General features: G+C 40.0%; 22 protein-coding genes and 1 tRNA gene. 16 read left to right on the forward strand and 7 right to left on the reverse strand.

The genetic code is table 11. The features are described from left to right. Nucleotides 1-76: 76 nt before the first annotated feature. The 4 genes from CSQ79_RS04690 to CSQ79_RS04705 all read left to right on the forward strand — a co-directional run bounded on the left by CSQ79_RS04690 (nt 77) and on the right by CSQ79_RS04705 (nt 4,784). A complete protein-coding gene (locus CSQ79_RS04690; RefSeq protein WP_099700027.1) occupies nt 77-697 on the forward strand; it encodes a type I restriction endonuclease subunit R in 621 nt (206 codons plus the stop codon). A 114-nt stretch (nt 698-811) separates the two neighbouring features. Then, nucleotides 812-882 (forward strand) — tRNA-Gly (locus CSQ79_RS04695). 482 nt (nt 883-1,364) lie between these two features. Then, nucleotides 1,365-4,292 carry a DUF5906 domain-containing protein gene (locus tag CSQ79_RS04700; protein WP_099700028.1) on the forward strand — a complete coding sequence of 976 codons (2,928 nt, stop codon included), beginning with the start codon at nt 1,365-1,367 and terminating at the stop codon, nt 4,290-4,292. Nucleotides 4,293-4,307: 15 nt separating this feature from the next. After that, on the forward strand, nt 4,308-4,784 hold the full coding sequence (locus CSQ79_RS04705; RefSeq protein WP_099700029.1) for a DUF29 domain-containing protein: 477 nt from the start codon (nt 4,308-4,310) through the stop codon (nt 4,782-4,784). 96 nt (nt 4,785-4,880) lie between these two features. Here the strand turns inward: CSQ79_RS04705 and CSQ79_RS04710 are convergent, their stop codons facing one another. Next, complete coding sequence (locus CSQ79_RS04710; protein ID WP_099700030.1) at nt 4,881-5,186, reverse strand: hypothetical protein; 306 nt, start codon at nt 5,184-5,186, stop codon at nt 4,881-4,883. On the opposite strand from CSQ79_RS04710, the gene CSQ79_RS04715 reads away from it, so the two are divergent. The 3 genes from CSQ79_RS04715 (at nt 5,187) to CSQ79_RS04725 (ending at nt 6,548) form a co-directional block, all read left to right on the forward strand. After that, entirely contained in the window at nt 5,187-5,489 is a 303-nt protein-coding gene (locus CSQ79_RS04715; protein WP_099700031.1) for a hypothetical protein, read from the forward strand. A gap of 166 nt (nt 5,490-5,655) precedes the next feature. Continuing rightward, the gene (locus tag CSQ79_RS04720) at nt 5,656-5,943 is read left to right on the forward strand and encodes a hypothetical protein (RefSeq protein WP_099700032.1); all 288 of its coding nucleotides are present in this window, start codon (nt 5,656-5,658) and stop codon (nt 5,941-5,943) included. Nucleotides 5,944-6,035: 92 nt separating this feature from the next. Next, nucleotides 6,036-6,548, forward strand: a complete 513-nt coding sequence (locus CSQ79_RS04725) for a hypothetical protein (RefSeq protein WP_099700033.1) — start codon at nt 6,036-6,038, stop codon at nt 6,546-6,548. Here the strand turns inward: CSQ79_RS04725 and CSQ79_RS04730 are convergent. The 4 genes from CSQ79_RS04730 to CSQ79_RS04745 form a co-directional block, all read right to left on the reverse strand. Beyond that, a complete protein-coding gene (locus CSQ79_RS04730) occupies nt 6,545-7,549 on the reverse strand; it encodes a hypothetical protein (RefSeq protein ID WP_099700034.1) in 1,005 nt (334 codons plus the stop codon). The two genes, CSQ79_RS04725 and CSQ79_RS04730, sit on opposite strands and share 4 nt — an antisense overlap. Before the next feature lie 15 nt (nt 7,550-7,564). Further along, entirely contained in the window at nt 7,565-9,241 is a 1,677-nt protein-coding gene (locus tag CSQ79_RS04735; protein ID WP_099700035.1) for a hypothetical protein, read from the reverse strand. 169 nt (nt 9,242-9,410) lie between these two features. Then, the gene (locus tag CSQ79_RS04740) at nt 9,411-10,097 is read right to left on the reverse strand and encodes a glycosyltransferase family 2 protein (RefSeq protein WP_289500553.1); all 687 of its coding nucleotides are present in this window, start codon (nt 10,095-10,097) and stop codon (nt 9,411-9,413) included. A 7-nt stretch (nt 10,098-10,104) separates the two neighbouring features. Beyond that, complete coding sequence (locus tag CSQ79_RS04745; RefSeq protein WP_099700037.1) at nt 10,105-11,085, reverse strand: hypothetical protein; 981 nt, start codon at nt 11,083-11,085, stop codon at nt 10,105-10,107. 270 nt (nt 11,086-11,355) lie between these two features. Here CSQ79_RS04745 and CSQ79_RS04750 point away from each other — a divergent pair, with 270 nt between their 5' ends. From CSQ79_RS04750 to CSQ79_RS04785, 8 genes are read left to right on the forward strand one after another with little or no spacing between them, the layout of a single operon-like run. Continuing rightward, a complete protein-coding gene (locus CSQ79_RS04750) occupies nt 11,356-12,024 on the forward strand; it encodes a hypothetical protein (protein WP_099700038.1) in 669 nt (222 codons plus the stop codon). A gap of 16 nt (nt 12,025-12,040) precedes the next feature. After that, on the forward strand, nt 12,041-12,307 hold the full coding sequence (locus CSQ79_RS04755) for a hypothetical protein (protein ID WP_099700039.1): 267 nt from the start codon (nt 12,041-12,043) through the stop codon (nt 12,305-12,307). Further along, nucleotides 12,304-13,305, forward strand: a complete 1,002-nt coding sequence (locus tag CSQ79_RS04760) for a hypothetical protein (protein WP_099700040.1) — start codon at nt 12,304-12,306, stop codon at nt 13,303-13,305. The genes CSQ79_RS04755 and CSQ79_RS04760 overlap by 4 nt, the downstream gene beginning before the upstream one ends. Continuing rightward, the gene (locus CSQ79_RS04765; RefSeq protein ID WP_099700041.1) at nt 13,306-13,809 is read left to right on the forward strand and encodes a hypothetical protein; all 504 of its coding nucleotides are present in this window, start codon (nt 13,306-13,308) and stop codon (nt 13,807-13,809) included. Next, on the forward strand, nt 13,809-14,882 hold the full coding sequence (locus tag CSQ79_RS04770) for a hypothetical protein (RefSeq protein ID WP_099700042.1): 1,074 nt from the start codon (nt 13,809-13,811) through the stop codon (nt 14,880-14,882). Before CSQ79_RS04765 ends, CSQ79_RS04770 begins: the two co-directional genes overlap by 1 nt. Before the next feature lies 1 nt (nt 14,883). Further along, nucleotides 14,884-15,381 carry a hypothetical protein gene (locus tag CSQ79_RS04775; protein ID WP_099700043.1) on the forward strand — a complete coding sequence of 166 codons (498 nt, stop codon included), beginning with the start codon at nt 14,884-14,886 and terminating at the stop codon, nt 15,379-15,381. A gap of 20 nt (nt 15,382-15,401) precedes the next feature. Further along, entirely contained in the window at nt 15,402-15,680 is a 279-nt protein-coding gene (locus CSQ79_RS04780; RefSeq protein ID WP_143755419.1) for a hypothetical protein, read from the forward strand. A 19-nt stretch (nt 15,681-15,699) separates the two neighbouring features. Next, nucleotides 15,700-16,407 (forward strand): D-Ala-D-Ala carboxypeptidase family metallohydrolase, encoded by a 708-nt coding sequence (locus CSQ79_RS04785; protein ID WP_099700045.1) that lies wholly within the window; start codon nt 15,700-15,702, stop codon nt 16,405-16,407. Nucleotides 16,408-16,445: 38 nt separating this feature from the next. Here the strand turns inward: CSQ79_RS04785 and CSQ79_RS04790 are convergent, their stop codons facing one another. After that, nucleotides 16,446-17,645, reverse strand: coding sequence for a tyrosine-type recombinase/integrase (locus CSQ79_RS04790; protein ID WP_099700046.1), 1,200 nt, complete (start codon nt 17,643-17,645; stop codon nt 16,446-16,448). A gap of 271 nt (nt 17,646-17,916) precedes the next feature. Between CSQ79_RS04790 and CSQ79_RS04795 the strand changes: the two genes are divergently transcribed. Further along, the gene (locus CSQ79_RS04795) at nt 17,917-18,402 is read left to right on the forward strand and encodes a DUF29 domain-containing protein (RefSeq protein WP_099700047.1); all 486 of its coding nucleotides are present in this window, start codon (nt 17,917-17,919) and stop codon (nt 18,400-18,402) included. Between the two features lie 24 nt (nt 18,403-18,426). Here the strand turns inward: CSQ79_RS04795 and CSQ79_RS04800 are convergent, their stop codons facing one another. Next, entirely contained in the window at nt 18,427-18,837 is a 411-nt protein-coding gene (locus tag CSQ79_RS04800; RefSeq protein WP_099700048.1) for a hypothetical protein, read from the reverse strand. Between the last annotated feature and the right edge of the window lie 17 nt (nt 18,838-18,854).

An 18,854-nucleotide genomic window follows, 5' to 3' on the forward strand; every position in this document is an offset into this window, starting at 1 on the left:
CTTAGTATAATTAGCTGCGATTTTAGTTACCAAGCTTAATATTAAACTATATAGTCTCAAGAATATTTATGTAATTATGGTGCAAACAATTAAAGCTAGAGATATTACTCTCTACGAACTAGAAGAAATTGGTTTGCAACTCGTTCAAGATGCTAGCTTTTTTACAGAATGGCAAGAAGACTTACCTCCACTGACTGAAGCTGAAAAACAGGCTTTAGCAAGAGTTTGTAGCAACTACTTGAACTTGTCTAAGCGTCGTCCTATGTCAGAGGAGGCGGTAAAAATGGTAGTGCTATCTCCTCTCCCCGATTTAGCTGGGTTTTATCAATCACCTTTTGAAATTGAAACCGAAACTTCTATTGAAATTTCTGCTGAAGATGATGGTGTTGTTGTTAAAGGAATTGATGTTCTTGTAATACAAAAGCGGCTTTGGGTACTCGTTATTGAATCTAAAAGCACGAAATTTGCTGTCACAGTAGCTTTACCCCAAGCACTCGCCTATATGCTAGCTAACCCAAGCCCAGTAAACCCAACATTTGGCTTACTCGTTAATGGTAGGGAATTTATGTTTATCAAGCTGGTAATTCAAGAACACCTTATGTATGCACGCTCATACGCTTTATCAATCGAACGCGATCGCGAACGACACCAGATACTTAGCGTCTTAAAGTGCCTTGGTCAAATGATAAGTGCATAAGTTTGATGCTTTCCATCACATCTTTGCTTTATCTGACAATATTTAACAACAAAACCGAGATAAATTTGTATTTAATGAGCAATATGTGTTATCTTATTTAAGCTTGATTCTATTGCGGGCATAGTTTAGTGGTAAAACCATAGCCTTCCAAGCTATTGATGCGAGTTCGATTCTCGCTGCCCGCTTAAAGAGAGAAGCGCTGAAACTACTTACACAAAGTTGGTTTCAGCGCTTCTCTTTTTGTTTTTAAGCTTTGTGCTAAAGCTTAGTAATCTACCAAGGCTCTACCAAAAGTCTACCAAAGCAAAATGGTAGACTTTTAACAGTGGCTGTGCTGCTTTGTAACTCTGCAATACAAAATCTCTGATATCCTAAATTCAGTAATTGGGTAATGTATCCGTAAACCTTACAGTTTTGCGTATTTACCCTGATTTTTGATTTTTCTATTCCTGATTAAATTTGGAGTGTATAAAAAGTAAAAAAGCAGCACCTCTAAGACTTTTGACCGAGTTCAAGGGGGGGCTGCTTTTTGCTGTTGTACTTGCTGCTATTAGGACAGTGTACACATGAATAATACAACATTTCTCAATGGCATAACGGTTGTCAGCAACACAACCTCGCTAAATCTTGTTGCATTGCACACCTTCAGTTTTGTGGAGGTGCTGTAATGCAGGAATACAACCGTACTACTCAACCACGATTAACTGAAGTTACGAAATCTGAGCCATGCATTCACTGCGGTAAACCGGACTGGTGCTATCGATTAGGTGAATTGACAGTCTGCAAACGCGATGTTGAACCAGCAGACGGATGGCATCGTACTGAGAAGGCAGACCGTGATGGTTCTTACTTCTACGCGCCAAACATACCGCTAAAACCGATTAGAGCAGCGAGTAAACAAGAATTCTTCTATCCGGATCGCGAAGGCAATCAACTGCTGAAGGTGGTTCGCATCGATGACGGCAACGGTAAAAAATCTTTTGCTCAATATCACTGGAATGGCAAGCGCTGGTTAAAGGGATGTCCCCAAGAAATCCGATCGCGTATTCCGATTTACCGATATCAGCAGATCAAAAAAGCGATCGCTGCGGGGCGGACGATATTTTTTGTTGAAGGAGAGGGCGTTGCTGACGCGCTACACAAACTTGGACTTGCTGCAACGACAACTTTAGGTGGTTCAGGTAAATACCGCGCTTACGGGGGCTATTTAGACGACTTAAAGGGTGCAGATATAGTTTTATGCCCTGACCGCGATCAACCAGGCTTAAAGCACATGGAAATGGTCGCTGAGGAATTTCCTGATGCACGATGGTTATACGCGCCGCCAGGCGAGTTCTATTGGCAGAATTTAGTTCCTTCAAGCGGTTTAGATGTTTCAGATTGGATTTCTGACGGCGCAACTAAAGAAGACATTGTTAGTGCTATTAATACTAATAAAATTTCTTTACTCTCACACGCGTCCGCGCGTAAAATAAAAGAAGAAAAAAGTCAATATATTGACTCAAACAACCACCAATTAACGGTTCCAAGCGCTGACGAAGTTTACACACAAAAAGCACTCGATGCGCTTTACAGCGATACAAATTGGATCGCGGTTGATAAGCAGTTGTATCGGTGGACGGGAACGCATTACGAATTAGTCTCGGAAGCTGCGGAGAAGGCGCGGATCTCGCGGTGGTGTAATTCGACTCCAGTACAGAGGAATAGCGACAACTGGTCATACAGTTATGCGAAATCAAGTTACGTCGAGGCAATTTGGAATTGGCTAATCGTCAGTTTTGCGGTTGATCCAGCGTTGGTTAACCCTCCAGGGCTAAACTGCCTCAACGGTGTATTAAAAATCGAATGGCGTTTGAATGTGCCGTCCTGGACGCTCGTACCGCACGATCCGGCGGTGATGTACACCTATGTTGGGCAATTCGAGTTTGACCCGAATGCGGACCCAACTAATTGCGATCGCCTACTTGCTTGCTTGGATCAACCGCAACAGGAAATATTCATCAAAACCTTAGCAGCGAGTCTTGACCTCAAAACCGTGCGTTCGTACCGAGGGCGAAGTATCAAGGCACTTTTGTGCAAAGGTGACGGTAACAACGGTAAGGACAGCCTCAGAGAAGTCGTGCAGCTTCTTTATGGTGTCGGGGTGATTAGTGCTACGGTGGGTGATTTCCAGTCATACGATCAGGGACGCAAATTTACGCTAGCTAAGCTTGAGGGAGCGCGGATCAGTTGGAGTAGTGAAAATTCAAGTGTTAACCAACTCGATAATTTGCAGAGTCTCAAAGCGGCGATCACTGGTGAACCACTTGATTTAGAGCGTAAAGGTGTTGACGAGCGCGTGATGTTGCCGACGGCAGTGTTTTTATTCAACATCAACAACGTGCCTAATTTGCAAGCGTCGTTAGAGGCGATTCAATCGCGTTGGGCAGTTTTATCCTTCACCAAGACTTTCAAGGTTAATGCTGACCCAAATAAAGGGGAAATCGAGGCAGATCCACGTTTCCGGTATGACCCGCAGTTTTTACAACGCGAGGTTGTGCCAGCACTGCTCAACAAGATGCTAGCGGTGTTACCGGAAGTTGCGGCGAAAGCGATTGACTACATCTGCACCGAAGCGGCGTTAGAGGTTATCCAAGAGGAAACGAATCACTTATGGGCGTTCGCTCGACAGACAGGGCTTGATTACCAAGTTGGGGGCAAAGTATACATAAACGACCTATGGCAACGCCTTAGAGATTGGTATATCGCTAATGGCACGTTGGTAGTGACCACTGACGACAAGGGCAAACAAAAGAACGAATGGCATGAGCAACCACGTCGCGGCGATCGCAATATCAAAGCAGCAAATCAGGTGTATCAACGCTTTATTGAGCTATTCCCGAAAGCAAAGCGCCTAAGAGATAGTTCCTCAAGCGACAGAAAAGGTCAGTTTTACCTCAATGGCGTTTCGTTTATTTCAGTTGGTGAAGCAAGTGAAGCAATTGGTGAAGCAATTGGTGAAGCTACAGCCCTCTCCCAGAGCCAAAGTGAAGCAAGTGAAGCAATTAAGGGTATATTGATTTCACTTACGCAAATCACCACTGCTCGGCTGAAACCCTTGGAAATACGTGAAGTGCTACAAAAAATTGCATCTGAAGGTGATGTAGCCTTAATTGCTTCACTTGCTTCACTGGCAGACACAGCAAGGGCTGTAGCTTCACCAACTGCTTCACCATTGCTTCACTTTGCTTCACCAACTGCTTCACCAAAGGAGGCTCAAGTGACAGATCCTTCGCAAAATACATTTGCAACTGATTCACCAATAAATGCCCCTAATGCAGGGATTGCAGCCTTCAATGCCTCGATCAACGGTGAAACAAACATCAAAACTGGCGACAACCACAATAATTTTTTTGCTGATCCAAGTAATCACAAGTTCAAAGTAGGCTCGAAAGTCGCAAATATTGACCCGAAGAGCGAATCCTACAACTGGCACGGCACGATCACCGCGATCGATGGCGATAAAGCAAAAGTTCACTGGGAGGAGCGAGCGCAAAGAAAAATCAGGGGCGGGGCGGTGCTAAAACACTCTTTGAGCGAACTACGGCTGATTTAATGGGAGCAACCGATTATGAAACCTGAAACGGCTTACGCTAAAGCCCGTGACTTATACGATCGCGATTTTGTCGCGTGGTCAGACGAGCAAGCTTTGCTATTAGAACAAGAGCGATACAGCGAACTGGACTTGATTCACTTAATCGAAGAGGTGCGCGACTTGGGAAAAAGAGAACGCGACGCGATTGAAAGTCAGTTAGAGCGGTTATTGCTGCACCTACTCAAATGGGAATATCAACCGTCTAAAAGGACGAGTAGCTGGGAAATCTCAATCAAAGACGCAAGAAAACAAATTCGACGCCTGATCGAGAAATATCCTGTTCTCGCCAAACATCTAGAAAACGAAAACACCATCTATTTGTGCTACAAACACGCACTAGAAGACGCGGCGGATGAAACTGGATACAGCGCGAATACTTTCCCGCCAGAGTCCCCCTACTTGTTAGAGCAAGCGCTCGATTCGGATTTCTTACCCGAATCGACAGCCGAATAAGTTGGTTGCATTTATGAAGCGATCGCCCTCATGAACCAAAAGAGCGATCGCATTGTTGTTTGTAACCTTGTTCAGCTAAACCAATCGTAAACGCAATTATTTTTCCTGCCACTCGTAACCAGTCCACGAGTAGCCCAATTCTGCCAACTGTTGAAACAACACCATACGTCCGTGACGAGCCGCTGCTAAGTGAAAGAAATACGGTGATACCGCATTAACTTCTGAAAGCTTGCGTACACCCAATAAATACTTCGATGTCAAACTGGGCATTCTCAAGCCAAAAGATTCTACAGTCCGCCGATCAAGTTCGAGGCTTAATTCTTCAGACCAACTCAGTTCAATCAGTTTTGATTTCATGTCAAGTGTGCGATCGTATTCAATGAACCGATTATTGTCTAGCACATGAAGAACGTCACAGAGGCTCTAGAAATAATTCAGCGCGGTTACAGTCGTGCTAAGCAAGACAAGCAAGAAGCTTATATTTGCCAATTGGTAAATAACGATCAAGGATTCAATACATGGGAGATTGATGCAATCAAGCAAAAAGCATCTGAACTTTACTTTGAACTTCCCACGCATATTTCGGTTCTACCTATCGGTAAAAAGCCGACATCACAAAGGCTATTCGATGGTTTAATCGATATTTATTGCAACGATAATGACTTGCAAAACATGGTTGATTCAATGAAAACGAAAGTCTGCTAACACAAAATATCAATCAACTCTATAGTTAAAATTGCAAGTGTTTTTGAGGAAATGTTATGCCAGCAGTTGCAAACGGCAGCCACGCAGTACAAGGGAATATACAAGATATTGAACTTGAAAAAGAAACCGCTGAAGTTAAGCCTAAAAATCTGGGGGGAATCCCCTAATGAAAGTTGTCAATCCTGAAATGCTCTCTAACCCCTATCCATTAGATTTCATGGACGGCATGATGAGCAATGAATTTTGCTACGAGAAAGCAAACAAGACATTATTGCAACCGCTTGAATTTAAAACAGAGAAAGAATGGCTAGCTTTTTGCAAACAAGTGTGGACTTGGAACGAGTCAACAGAACTAAGAGAAAGTGAAGCAATAGCCAATCAATTCTTGAGTCAATATCAAGACAATCCCAAGATCATCGAAATTATCAAGCGAAAACTATCCGAGCAAATGTAATAATTAAATTCTTCACGCTCCTTAAATCACACCACACCTAGCATCAAGAGTGCTAGGTTTTTATTTGCTTAATTTACCTATCTCTCAAACATATGGCGACGATTATTCCTGGTGCGAATGCAACCATTAAATCAAACACTGCCGAAGGACAACTGCACGAATTATGTACGTATTTAGAAATCAATGAAGCCATCTACAGCGCCAATAATCCCACTGCAACCATCGACAACATCAGCAGCAATCACTTTCAAAATTCAGCTACATTCAGCGCAAGCTTTAGTATTCCAGTTCAACAAACAATCAATCCAGATGGACAAATTGTTTATTCAGCAACAGACTACCTAAACAACATCTCTTTTACCTCTGGTAGCGGTGGTACTTTTAAAAGTTCAACGTGTGCCGGTTACTTTATCGAAGTTGTCATTTACCTGCAAAACCTGGAAAGAAATCTAGCAACAAACCCAGAGAATCGTAATTATATTTCTGGAACATTCAATTCAGACAGCACAATTTTTAGTGGTGCAATTAATCTGCCTGTGATTTTGAGCATCGATAACAACGGGCGCGTTGTCTACGCAGCCCAAGAGTATCTTGTTAACCCTTAATCAACATCACCTTTTTTAAGTAACTCGCGCACCGTACTAGACCAGTTATCAGGTTCGCGTTCAGGGTAAAGAAACAATTTATTGTGCTTTGATAGCATCCGTCCTGAAAGTGTCTTTTTGCCATCACGTCGCTTGTCGTCAAGTTGCACAAGTTTAGTGTTCCAGATGCTTAGCCACGCGGGATAAACATCAAAGCTACTGTAACGGGCGCGATCTGGATCTCTTGCTACATCACCTTTGGTGTAGTCGATCTTATTGGCAGTAATCTTGCGAATCTTGCACTGAGTGAATTCTAAAAACTTCTCTAAATTGCGAATTGCCGTTGCTTCAGTTGAGCCACCAGACACCATTTGATGAATGCCCTTAGATTCCTCATCTAAACTCACATATGCTCTTGCAGACCATTCACCCCAATTCTGCCCTTGAGAGCCGCCACAAGCGTTTCTAACCGCTTGATAGGTAATCTTAGAGCGATCTACTAGTGGAATCGTGACATGACGCCTAGAGAACCATTTAGTGCCTACTTGGTAGTAAGGAGGGCGCTTGTACGTTGTCAAAATAATCTGCATCGTAATTCCCGTGCGTGGTTTTGCCCTTAAGTACTCATCGAGTGGATAACCTAACCACGCCACATCACCACCATTCATCGTTTTATTCATCAGGTGCAAATTCATAATCAAGCTCACCTGACTCATCAACGCTAATGGCGAACCCATCAACAAGTACGATTCATCTTTGTTCTCACGATCTGGAAAGAATTCAATAACGCGGTAGCCTTCAATTTGTTGTGCATCCGCTTGCTCATTCAACTCTTTGATGCGGGGACGATTTGAGAAACCTTGACCCCAATAATGATCTCTAAACTTCGGGTTAATTTTGACAAAACGCGGAAATCCATCCTCAAAGTCTTTAATCCAGTTATCCAAATCAAAATCAACACGCCGCACATCATTCGTAATGATCCGCTGAATTAACTTTTCACCAGGAACTAGATTAGACATTGTGCTTACCAACGTTTATTTTTTCTTCTGTGTTCTCAAGTCACCAGCAGTGAGTGCCTGACGCGCATTCTTACGGTCAATCGCGCTTTGTAGTTGCAGAATTAACTGCGCCGCTGCAACAAGTTGGTCTAATCGTTCAGGCGTTGATTTATCACTCACCGCCGCTGCTGCGATCGCTGTATCACGTTTAATGTCCTGTAACAAGTCATTAAGCGACTTCTTCTCGTCATTAACAAGCACGCGAATCTCAACTTCAGTGTTTTGTAAAAGCTTTGGCAATAATTCTTCTACGTTTTCTTTGGTATTGTCGTTAGCTGATTGTCCAAAGCCTTGACCTGATTTCCCTTTTGTTCCGGCGTACGGGTCAAATGCAAACGGCACTTTAACTTTCTTCCACCGCTGCTTAAAGTCTAAATGTTCACAAACTGCATCTAACATTGCATCAGCTTGCACCATACCTTGATGAATAAAACCAAGTTCATACAAAGCACGTACCAGCATATTATTTGTGATATCACCATCCCCTTCAGTATCAATTAAATATTGCAAGACTTCTTTAGCAAAATCAGCAAAAGAATGAATTTCAACTTCAACTGATTGATTACCTGGCTTACCTGGATTTGTATCTGTAATCTTTATCTTTTGTGGTAGATAGCCAACTGCTCTATCTATCTGTTTAACTTGATAACCTAATAATTCAACCAAGCTATCAATCTTTTCATTACCTTTACCATTTGGATAAATTAACCGCTTAGGTAACTCTGCCGGAAATTCATCAACACCAACTATTTCAGATAACTTGTCGACTTTTTCAATTAATTCATCAAGTAAAGCGTTAGTTTGTGGACAACATCCCATATCATCTTCCTGTTCTTTCTGATCGAGGGGTGGTGGTGGTGGTTTTTTTTGCTGATTAGTAGGACGATAAACTCCGTTGCAAAATCGATAATACTTTAAAGGTCTATTGCTACTAATAAAGTCGCTAAGAGATTGACGCCAACTTATGTATTCATTGCTATCCGTTAATCTTGGAGGTACAAATTCATAAATTAATAACGATGCAACAAAGTAGTCGTGTTCGGCTTCAGGACCTTGAAAAAAAGTGGCGAATCTCAATCTAGCTGAAAAACTTCCTGTGTTGAACGAACCAAAGTCAATTATGCCAGTGTGAAAAGATTCTTCATCAATTAGATTTACTCCATAGGCATAAGCGCCATTAGCCGACGGATCAAAGAAAAAGGGAGAAACATATCCTGCTGATGCAAAGCCGTCAGCAAGAAAAGTTTGAACTAAATAATGACTGCAATCAGAAGAAAATTCTAAAGGTAAGTCATCAGGTGATATCTTGTCAGGTTCATCATCAAACCTACATTCTGGATCTCGATAAACTAAAAACTTAGGAGGCATTTTGATAAATGCTAAAGAACCAGTAAGCTTGATTCCTAAGTTGCAAGGATTTCTAACTATCTGAATAGACAGACTAAGAGCATTAGGTGATAAAGGATTACTACAAAAAATACTGCCAGGATATCTCCTACAATCAAGTGGATCTACAGGCTGACCTATATCTGTGTATAAACCTGTATCCCCTATCGGTACTAAATCTGAAGGAATATCTTCATTCAGTGAAGGAAACTTGAGAAAACCAATACTAGGACTAAGGATTTTCTTAACAAGAGTTTTGACTACCATGATTTAATAGGTAATTCAACGAGGTTGCGTTGTAAATCTTCTGATATAGCCATAAGAGTTATTATTTAATTTCAAGTACTTGTGCTTCATGACTTCATAATCAGTTTTGCCGTAATAACGATAAGGCATCTTAAAATCATCTAAATGATTAGTGTAAACCTGTTCACCTTTATAAGGATTGACTAGCATTTCTCCTCACAGTTGCTGAATTAATTGCTTTTTGAGCAAAGTAACTTTGTTGCCTACGAAATGTATTTGAAATTTGGTCTTGATGTCTCCTGTAACAACACAAAGGCTTTTGTAAATTATAGATATCGCAAGTTTCTGATAACCTTAAACACAAATCGTAATCTGCTGCAAACTTGTACGTTTCGTTAATCCCTCCAATAGCTTCAAAAGCAATTCTTTTAATTAACCGGAAGTGGAAAGTAATAAAAAGCTTCAATAATTCATCTTGACTGTATTGATATTTACATCGGTGTCCTAGCCCTAGCTTGTCTCCTTGTTCATCAATATCAAAATATTGTGTATAAACCATTCCATATTTGGGGTTGCTTTCTAGAAAGCTAACTGTTTCTTCTAAACAGGTCGGCAGAATCAAGTCATCACTATCTACCCAAGCTAAATATTTATTACTTGTCATTTTCAGCGCTTGACTCAGCGATTGAGTAAAGCCTTGTTGTTTTTGATTAACAACTTTCACTCTAGAGTCAAAGCTTGCATACTTTTTAGCAATATAGAGTGAGTTATCGGAAGAACCATCATTCCAAACAACTAAATTAAAGTCAGGATATGTTTGTGAAAGTATACTTTCAATACATAAAGGTAGATATTTTTCACCGTTATGTGTAGACACTATTATGTCAAGTAGTTCCATATGATGAAGTTTCTACAACTATTAATGCATTAGGCTTTGTAGGTATCCAACCAATATCATCATTAACAAAAACAAAACTTATTTCTTCATTGTCTATTTCTAAAGTTACTGATTCTACTGACTTACCTTGAAAGAAAGCACCATTTACGTAAATGTCTAGCTGATAACTATTGTATTCATCATTAGAATGCTTAATAACTTTAATCTCTCCTCCAGGTGTCAAGTTACTATTTGGTAAAGTCAAAGTTGCTATGTCAGTAAGAATAAATGCTAATTTCTCTCCAATATTTGCCCGGTAAGAATTACTTTTAATTGCCCAGTTTGCCATTTCTGAATCTTCCTCTTGATTGTTTGGTGGAGTTGTATTGTCTGGTGGAGTTGTATTGTTTTGATTAGAGCCGTATATGTAGTAATTAGTGACTTCTGTTGACTTAAGGAATATTTCTTCTACATATGATCCATGAATAGTCACTGAATCTGAAGCTTCTAGTAAGCCATAACCTACGTTTTCTATCTGCACACCGATTTTCCCATTGTCTCCTATTTCTAATGCCAGTGTGTCGGTGAATAGATCCATCAGGTTATAAATCTTGAACGGATAGCCATAGTTGTTAATTAAACTAATGCTACCTATTTGTTGCCAGTTTTCATTTGTCTTGATTCCGGCAAAAACATTAAGTTGTTTTCTTGAATTATTCCATTCCAAGTCAATAACTTTCATTAACCTATCAGTTTCCGTATCTCTCGGTGAGAAAAGCGGTAGCGCAACTTCATCTAAGCTATTGATTTGAACAAAAGCTTTGAGGTTTTTGATAAAACAGTTGTAGCTAACGATTGTGTATCCTTCAATAAACTCACTACCTAGTGTTAAGTTACTGCTTGTATAAACAGTAATTATGTTGCTAGTACTTGCTGAGTTAAGCGGAACGATTATTGAACGAGCGCGGTTAACAGAACTAATTGGCATAAATAGTTAGTTGCATCCAAGCTATTTCTAACTTAATTTGCTATTAAGTAGTATCAGTATATTCTCTAATTTGTACATCAGTGATTCTACTATTTATCTCATAGTTTCTACTGAGTATCGTTAGAACTAGGATCATTATCTTGAATAGAGTTAAATAATTTTTCTGGGACTCTTTAAGGGGTTGTAAAAATACAGCAAAATTTACTGAAGCTCTTGCCAATTGATGTTGTCTATGGCTAGTTTTGATTTGTCAATATCAAGGTAATAAATATGCCACGTCGTAGACAACGATTTGCTGCTTTAGAACGTCAATTTAGAGAATCTGGTGGTCAAGCTGCTGCTGGTAGTCGCTTAGCTGGCTACATTGATTTCAAAACAGGTAAAACTAGTATCAAAGTTTCTAGAGTATTAACTGCTGAGCAACGCAAGCGCTTTGGATATGCAATTTTACCGTTCGGTTTATCGGTGTCTGCAACTCCAAGTCCATCTGAACGTTATGCGGCTGCAATTACTGCTTATTCCAATTCAGGTAGACGCGATTTAGGGTTGAGTGATAACGAATGCGGATATGACAATATCGGTGAAGAAACGACCCAAGACGATAATTTTTATCCGGCATTAATCCGCTGTTTCATACCTAGTGGAACTACAGTAGAAACACCAACTTCAGCGATTACTCGTAAAGAATACCGACGTCGTCCAGGTAGAAGTATTAGTTTTCCCTTTGGGCGGACTGTTACCAGCGTAGTTGATGCTAAAACAGGTGAAGCTGAATCAACTTTAAATAACGTCGATCAGTTGGATGTTCGCAAAGGTTTAGCCCAAAAAGCTAAGAATGGCAACGGTACAAATAAAGCTTTATCAGTCAGTTTTGAGCCGGAAGCCTTTAAAGTTGGCAAGCCCGATCTTGCTTCACCTGCTGCTCAACAAAATCCATAATCTATAAATTCCTACTATGCAACAAGTTATCGATCCACTTAAGCGTAAAGCTTTAGCTGATTGCTTTTATTTAGAGGTTCCTCTAATCAACGCAAGTGATGACGAGATTACTCACAACATTGCAAATGCAATTGCTATAGAGCAAGTCGCGACAGCAATGCTTGATGGATCGATGTCAATTGAAGACTTATTAGAGTCAGCCGAAGATTTGATTGCAGACATGGATACTTATGTCGAGGAAGTCGAAGCCAATTTAGAGGAAACGTTGCTAATTCTGCCATGAGTGGTTACAAGATTGATGACAACAAAACATCAAGCGCAATATTTGCCAAATTTGCAGATCGCGCTTATGCACTAGATTTCGTTGGTGCAATGAATGAATTAGACATTGCACTGCCACGTTTGGCGAATCGCATCGTTGCAGACCTCAAACCGCTGGTGAATAAGATCAATCAGGGTTGGCAGTTTTTTAAACGCTGGTGGCAAGATGACCCTGTTGGCGCTACGGCTGGTGGTATTGCTGCGGTGTTGACCGTAGGTGTAGTGGTGGTAGTCGGTGGCAAGGTTCTAGGAACTGTTGCTGGCGGAATTTCAGCATTGAGAACAATCAAATTGCTGACACTGGCTAAAAATGCTTTGTATGCAGCTACAGCAGCAGGAATTGTTGGTTCTTTGATTCGCTTTGCTGTTCGTGGTGTGCAACGCTTGTGGACTTTTAATTGGAATGTCACTGATAAGCAACTTCGAGAACAGCAGAACAGCTTGATGTTGTCGCTAATTGGGCAAATGGGGGAAGCTGCGGGTACAGGAGTAGGGGCGTTGCTTTGTGGTTCTGCACCAATTGAAATTGCTAAACGCACTAACCTGGTCCGCGTCAATCCGATGATGTTAGCTCGAATTAGAGAGCTTACTGAGTTTGACCCGCAAAGCGATAACTACGGTGAACTGTATGAAGAGACGATGGAGAGTGTTAAAGCGTTAGTTAGTGTCGGTAACAGAGTATTTGCACAAATCATGTTTATGGAGGCTTATAAGAACATCCGTAAATGGATTAAGAATTATTCAAAAGACACTAAGTTAGGGCTGCTGTTCCCAGGGCTAGCACAATTGATTGAACAGTGGGGAGAAGAAGGCTCTCAAGCATGGTCATTTGCTAGTGCAATTGAAGAACGAATTGAAAGTATTCCTGACGATCGGCTGCGGATCTTTACTGAAGAATTCTATGAAGGTTTCACTGATTCGTGTACCGAAAGTGCAATGATTATTTCCTATGTTTTTTAGATGTTTAGTTCTGATTTACAAGATCGCTTAAATTGGGACATCGTCCTTCGCAAAACTTACGAAGCCAAATCAGACCGCGCCGAAGCCCCAAGAACATATGATCCAATTCCACCAATTACAACAACTGTTGACAGCTACACGCTGGCTATTGGTGCTAGTTCTAGTACTGCCAAGCAAACTTGGTATTTAGCAGCTAGGGTTGCTCCCCAATTACTTCTTACGCCTTCAACTACCAGTAATTTTGTTGCTTTGGTACAGTCAGAAGATCCTAAACGAATTGCACTTAATCGACTTAATTTAATTCGCTTTACTGACTTTGGTATCAAGCCTTATGTAGTTGAAATTAGAATCCCTAAATGGTTCACTCAAATGTATATCGAGGTATGGAAGTATTCAGGTACTGATGTTTCAAATACTGATTTAGCTTCTCAGCTTCAAGATGTTAGATCGCGAATTATCAGGATTGAAAATAAGTTAGAAGTTCTTGACACTTGGGGTAACTAATGTCTTGGCAATCAGTAGCAATCATTACTCCAAGTAAAGATTGGCAGTATACACCAGCGATACTTGGCAACTTCTTTAGAATCAAGCATTTATCTAATTCTGAATTTGCTAACAACTTTCGGGCTATTATTGCTCAAGCTTTTGAAGAACCGGATAAAATAACTTTCTTTGATATCAAAAGATTAGCTTTTAAACCAGAGTCAGAAGCATTTTTATTTGTACAACCTGGGGGGTTACTTAATCGCAAATTAGCAATTAAACGACTGGATTATTTACCCGATGACTGGCAAATTGAAATTGAGGTTTTAGGTGGTATGAGTTCATCGATTAGTTTGCCAATCGAGCAATCTGAAGTATTAGGGCTTGAGGCAGCACTTACCTCAAAAGTTAATGTGGAAAGCTTGAGTACTCATATTTCAAGCGCTGATCATCCTGAAGCCACTGCTAGTAGCAATGGCATGATGTCTGCAATTGATAAACGGAAGTTAGATGAAATCAAGCGCAGTTACGATCAGCAATTAGTTCCAGAAAATCCATCAGTTGGGGAGATTTGGAAAGAAAGAGATAGTAATAACTTACCGATTCAAGAGTGGTTTTGGAATGGTACTTATTGGCTAAGTTCAGCAGAGGTTGTTTTCACGCAAAATCTTAATCTGGGAAGTCTTGGAAACACAGTTAGTCCAGTGATTGATTTTACATTAGGACAGGCAATTGACAGGCAAAATAACTTGTTTATCACACGATATATATTCTCGGCTTTAATGGGTAGTTCATCAAGCGCAAATTACACAACAAGGATTGGTGTTAGTAGACCGAGATTTGATCTAGGTTCTAGTGCTTACACAGAAATCCCAAATTCAGCTTTTACAACGACGATAGTAAGTGGAAACTCCTCTATTGTAAGTGCTGTAGAAAATCTTAATTTTCACCTTAATACTAGATCTGTAGAAGAGCTGCATAATACTGCTACCATCTCTCCTTTTAATTTTGTTTGTAGGCTGAGTTCAAGTAACACGACACAAGGATTAAGGCAACTTATGATTGGTATCTACTGTCGTTTAGCAAGAAAATAAAATGAAAATAAACATATCATATAACCAGCAAGGACAACCCCAATTTGTCCATTTCAATCGCGGTACTCAAGAGTCTCCCATGTGGGCTTCTTTACCCTTTAATTCTGATATAAAAGAATTCAATCCGCGATCTCCTATGGACTTTACTTTGATGAATGAAGTTGAAGATTTAGCGGAATGGAAAGCTCTTGATTTAAGCGATCGCCCTGCTGCAACAGATACGAATACTCCTCTTGAGCCTGACTACCCAGGACTGACAGCAGCAGTAAGAGATACACCAATATTTGGGAAAGCCTATACAATTGCTAAATCTAATTCAGATGTTCTTAGTGCTTTAAGTTTCTTCATGGCAGCACTTAATACAAATGTTTTCTTAGTTCAGGATTTGGAATTTGCTTTAAAGGATTTGCGTCGAGCATTAGAAGATGTTTGGAGCCAGGAAGACATTAACTATATCAATCAATCGCTTTTGACTAATAACTTTAATTTCCAGATTTAAAAAATCTACTTATATGAACTATGAACAGCAACAAAGATTTGCATTGCCCAGTTGACTGCCCTAATCGAATGTCGAGATTAGGGAAAGGTTATAGTTTTTTGTTTTCGATTGCTTTAACAGTGTTATTAGTGTGGCAATCATGCGATGTGAAATATTCCGATCAGACAGGTTTGGAGATTAAAACGCGGGATGTACCACTGGCAATTTTAGTCCCAAGTTTTTTATTGATTGCTGGTGCTTTGGGAATCAATACAGATCCGATTGCCCAAAAATTAGGAAATATCTTAACTAAGGATTGAAGAATTGAGCTATCCAAATTTGTCTCAATTGAATACAACTCTAACGCTTGATTCTTTAGTACAGAATCGAGTGTTAGTTACTGAAATTCAGTATTTATTAAGTGTTGGTGGTTTTTATAAAGGTAAAGTTGACGGCATATTAGGGAAGCAAACAATTGCTGCTTTTGTTGAATTTAAAAAACAGGCTTATTTGCAACATCCCGATCGACTAGGGCAATCTACAGCACGTGCTTTACTTGAATTACAGGGCAAAGCTTGGCACCCTAATCCAACTGAGACAAGTCCTAATAGAATTTCAACTGTGCAGTTTCGGTTGCCTACTGGCGAGATGGTGGCAACGAATGAGCCGATTTTTGAGTGCAAGCATTTTACGTGGGGTGAAGCTACTGGTAATGGATCTCGCAAGCTTGCAGATAAGACTATTTTGTTTAATGTTGTGAGAACTGCACAGTGTTTAGAGCGAGTGCGATCGCATTTTGGTAATCGTGCAATCAAGATTAATAGTTGGTATCGACCGCCAAGTATTAACCGTGCTGTTGGTGGCGTATCAAACTCTACGCACATTCAAGGCTATGCAGTGGATTTTACGATTGAGGGAATTACACCAGTGGAGGTTTATCAGAAATTGGATGCGTGGCACGGCAAGGCTGGGGGTTTAGGTAAGAGTGTTTTATTTACTCACCTTGACTTAAGAGGCTATGCAGCGCGTTGGATTTACGGGCGTTAATTTAAATTGGACCTAGTCCGATATTCCAACTAGCAGAATTAATCAATTGGTTTTAGATATTCCAATATTTTGTCATCTAAGTAATGTTTTCTAATGACATCTGCACTAGAATCTGTCCACCGCGCGACAATTTCAGGTGCTACACCTTTAGCCACTTGCTCACTCATGAAAGTATCTCTGCATGAATAAGGAGTTGTTTCTCGTTCAACAATTGAATCTACTATTTTATTCCAAGCCGTTTTAGAAAAATTGGCATAGTTTATAACTTTACCTTTAGGACTAGGAAAAACCAATGTAGACGGTTCAAAACTTTCAGGACGAATTGATTGCAATAAGTTTTGTAGATTTGAACCACAAGGGAATTTTCGATTATTGCGATATCGAGAATTTTTAGAGCCTTCTGATTTGATAATTTTTCCGTTTCCTAATTGAACGGCAGATTGAGAAAAAATTATTTGTGAACAATCATGCTTAATTTGTCCCCAAGTTAGCCCTATTGCTTCACTAGGTCGGCAACCTGTAAAAAAAAGAAACTTAACTAATGCAGTGTAGTGGCAGTATCCAAAACCAGTTACACCGCGTCCATTAAAGTTTCCTTTGTGTTGTTCAAAAGATTTAATAATCGCTTCTTTCTCTTCTTGATTAAATGCATTAGGTTTTGGTTCTTTTTCCCAGTTATGCTTGGGTAACTCTTGTGCCATTCCTTCATAAAGAGATGATTGCAAGCTGATTAAGTTGTATTTTATTCCCCATTTAGTTGCTGCATTTAAGTGTGTTAGTATGCGCTTAGTCATACTGTTAGTTGTGTTATCTAAAAGCCACTGCCTAACTTCTAGAGCTTCATCTAGTGCTTGATAAGGGCATTTTTCTAGATATTTGTATACACTAGTTTTTAGATAATGAATTGTGCTTTCTTTTAATCCGATTTGCTTGAATTCTAAATATTTACTAAAAAGTTGAGTGGTTGTTAAGTTGACTTTCTCAGTTGTTATCGCGACTAACTGATTTTTTTGCTTGTACTTACTTAAAGAAGTGTCAAAAACATCATTTAAGAGATCTAAAGATATTTGATCCGCAATAGCGATCGCTTTACCAAGTGCTATTGGTTCGCTATATTTAGCGCCTTTAATTGGATTGAATTTATAAGTTTTATTATTGAGTTGAAATTGAATGCAGATTGAGCCGTTGTGATTAATCGGTTTAATGCGCTTGGGTTTAGTTGCAGCTTGCTCAAGCATAGTCTTGTAAGCGGGAGTTTTAGTGAAGTGAATGTAGAGGGGAGTCTACCAAAAGTCTACCAGTTGCAGCACGCGGAAAGTCTACCAAAGCCTGTAACGTTCTCAGGTCTTGAATTGTTCACATTTTGTTTTAAGCCTTCCAAGCTATTGATGCGAGTTCGATTCTCGCTGCCCGCTTTGATAAAAAACTAAAATCAATATAATAAAAGCGATCGCTTGGCAAGTGAAACAAGTGATCATTGAAAAGCGCACCTCATAAGAGAATTAGCCAATGACTCGAACAAAACCTATACATTCAACTTCGCATAGCGACTTATACTATCGCGATTTTGTCGCATGGTCTGACGAGCAAGCCTTGTTATTAGAACAAGAAAGATTCAGCGAACTAGACTTGATTCACTTAATTGAAGAGGTGCGTGATTTGGGGCGCAGAGAGCGAGATGCTATTGAAAGTCAGCTAGAGCGATTACTGTTACACGTACTTAAGTGGCAATACCAACCCAAATTAAAAAGCAGTAGTTGGGAAATATCTATCAAAGATGCGAGAAGACAAATCAAAAAGCTGTGTAGAAAATATCCAGTACTTATAAAACATATTCATAAAGAAGATGTTTTTGATGAATGTTACTTGGATGCTCGTGAAGCAGCAATAGATGAGACAGGATTGCCTAAGAAAACTTTCCCGTTAGAGTGTTCTTACTCATTAGATCAAGTGCTGAATTCAAGTTTCTTTCCAGAAGCGATCGCAGATGAATAATTTGCTTTGAGAGTATTCACTTGCTTATTGACAAACCCATTTCCATAATGGGTGACTCGGACCCTGTTGACGAATGCGCTGTACTTGTTGTTCTAAACGGCGCTTTTCTTGCGATGGTATTCCCCAAAGGATATTACGACTTTGCCATACCAAGACACCCAAAGTCATGCCAACACAAATTGCTAAACCCAGGGTAGGTATTGGGTTATAATACAAGCCATAGCGCACTGCTACCCAAGTAAAATATTGTTGCCACAAAGCAATTTCCCCACGTAACCCCCACAAGCTCAATAAACCAATTGTTAACCACAATATTCCGACAAACAACCATCTACCGTACACAGTTAATTGATGTAGCTTGTGTACTTGCTGTTTAAAAGTTTTGTCGCGGTATTCACTGAGATTGTTATAGTGTGGCTGATCTGGTTGAACCATAGTGAGGGTAGGATACT

This window comes from Gloeocapsopsis sp. IPPAS B-1203, assembly GCF_002749975.1.
GTDB lineage: Bacteria > Cyanobacteriota > Cyanobacteriia > Cyanobacteriales > Chroococcidiopsidaceae > Gloeocapsopsis.